The organism is Paraburkholderia sp. RL17-381-BIF-C, assembly GCF_046026435.1.
GTDB lineage: Bacteria > Pseudomonadota > Gammaproteobacteria > Burkholderiales > Burkholderiaceae > Paraburkholderia.
Window position 1 is genome coordinate 1 of the sequence record NZ_JARESX010000168.1, and the last position, 2101, is coordinate 2101.

Consider the following 2101-nt stretch of genomic DNA (forward strand, 5'->3'; position numbering starts at 1 on the left):
CAATGTGACTAACTGAGGAATATATGATGCACGCTGTCGTAAAGAGTATTTCAAGTGACGAGTCCGACATAGCGAAGTTCTTACCGGAGGACATGGCATGCTTTTCCTTGAGTCTTCGTGTTCGAATCGGATCTGACGAAACATCGGGAGCAGACGACTTTGAACTTTGCGTTTGCACGCCGGAATGGCTAAGAAAGACTGTGTGGGAGCCCCGCTGGGGACGTCATTTGCTGATCGTTCGGGAGTACGATCTCTCCGCTATTGAACAATGCATTCGCGATTACGTCGCTGGGTGCCATGGCAGCAATTGGAGTGAAATTGCCGGAAAACTAGCGCGCGTTTTCGGATGGGAGTTCGAGGACTACCAGGGTTGATCCTGCCTTGTCGATAAGATTGGGGACTGCAATCTCTCGCCACAAACAGTTCGGCAGCGGCCACAACAGATCTTGTGCGTCAAGGCTTCACGATTCAGGCACGGCTGAATTTGACGAACGGGGCCACTCGATCTGTGGTCGACATCGCCGCCGTTAGCGGGGGCGCCTAACTGGGTCGGCTCTGGTGCGAATATGGAGGCCGATGGGTTACGCTCAGGGTTTTGGCGCGCGCAGGGCAAACAGAATGAGTAAGCAGAGGAACATTGACAAGCTGTTCGAAGGTCGGTATTTCGATCGCGAGGCCGGGTTTGGACTTTTTAGAAATGTCCGGTTTTGAAGTTCAGAAATATCTACTTTCAAGGGCTTTTAAGCACCGAGCCAACCTGCTTTCCGGCAGTTCCCAGAATCGCCTCATTCAACTCTTCACGCGTCAGTTCCCGCTGCTTGCGGGCGCCCACCTTGCGCTCCTCCGGTCGCGGCGCGTCGCCCTGATTGGTCCTTGACGGCGTGCCCGACGCCCGCCGGTCATCACGCTGCGCCTGGATCACCTGTGCCATCTGCAACGTGTGTCCGAGCCGCTTGTTGTCGACCACCGCCGCGTGATCGATCTCCGAGAGCCGGTCATACGGTACGCAGGGCAGGGCAGCGCCATTGACCCGGATCTCGATGCGCCCATCCGGATACTCGAATACGTCCAGATAACGGTGGATCAGGCTGCGGTTCGCCATCGTATCCTCCAGCAGATAGATCACCCGGTCGTACTGCACCGTCAGCACCTTCGACACGCGACGCGGCACGCGAACCGTCAGGATCAGATCAAGATCGTCGCCGGCACGCAGCGGCCGGTGCGCATCGAATGTGCTCCGCGGCATCTTGCCAAACCGGCCGTTAAAGTCAGCGATGAAGTGGGGCGCATAAGCTTTGGCCGCCTCCTTCGTGCTGATTGCGCGCAGCCGCAGTTCCTTCACGAGACGATCCTGCAATGTCAGATTCGCGCGCTCGACGCGGCCCTTGGCCTGACTGCTATTGGCGCAGAACGTATCCACATTCAGCTCGTACAGCGCGCGCCTAAACTGCATCACACCCTTGCCAGGCGTCACCGAATGGCTGTTGCAATAAAACACGCTGGCCTTATCGCTATACAGCGCCACCGGCTTGCCATGCGGGTCAAGGTACGCGCGCATTGCTTCGAAGTAGCTGAAGGTCGATTCGGTCGCCGTGAAGTGCAGCGCCATCAGCCGGCCCGTTGCATCGTCGATGGACACCAGCAGCGCGCACGCAGGCGCACGCTCCTCAAACCACCGGTGATCACTGCCGTCGATCTGCACCAGTTCGCCCAGACACGCACGGCGGTTTCTCGGCTGGTGCAGCTTCGGTGGCCGCTGTTTGCGAGGAATCCACAGCCCGGCTTCCCGCATCCAGCGCCGCACGGTTTCCTTCGCCATCATCACGCCATGACATTCGGCGAGCTTCTCGCACGCCAGCGTCGGCCCAAAATCCGCGTAACGCTCACGCTCACGCACCAGCGCCATGGCCCGTGCACGCAGATCAACCGGCAGATCGCGGTTGCTCGGTTGGCCGCGCCGAAATAAGTCCGGCCGGTCCTGCAGCCTCGTAGCGCCGCACCAGCCGGCCGACCTGACGCTCACACAGCTGCAGCCGCTCGGCCGCCAGCACGACAGTCAGCCCGGAGCAGGAAACCGGACATTACTAAAAAGCCCTGACAT

1 protein-coding gene and 1 pseudogene are annotated in these 2101 nt (G+C 59.3%); one reads left to right on the forward strand and one right to left on the reverse strand.

What is annotated here, in order from left to right:
- Nucleotides 1-26 precede the first annotated feature (26 nt).
- Nucleotides 27-374: an immunity 8 family protein gene (locus P0D70_RS36425; protein ID WP_408188087.1), complete on the forward strand. Its 348-nt coding sequence runs from the start codon at nucleotides 27-29 to the stop codon at nucleotides 372-374.
- Nucleotides 375-730: 356 nt separating this feature from the next.
- Here the strand turns inward: P0D70_RS36425 and P0D70_RS36430 are convergent.
- Nucleotides 731-2060 (reverse strand): annotated as a pseudogene (locus tag P0D70_RS36430) (ISNCY family transposase).
- Nucleotides 2061-2101 lie beyond the last annotated feature (41 nt).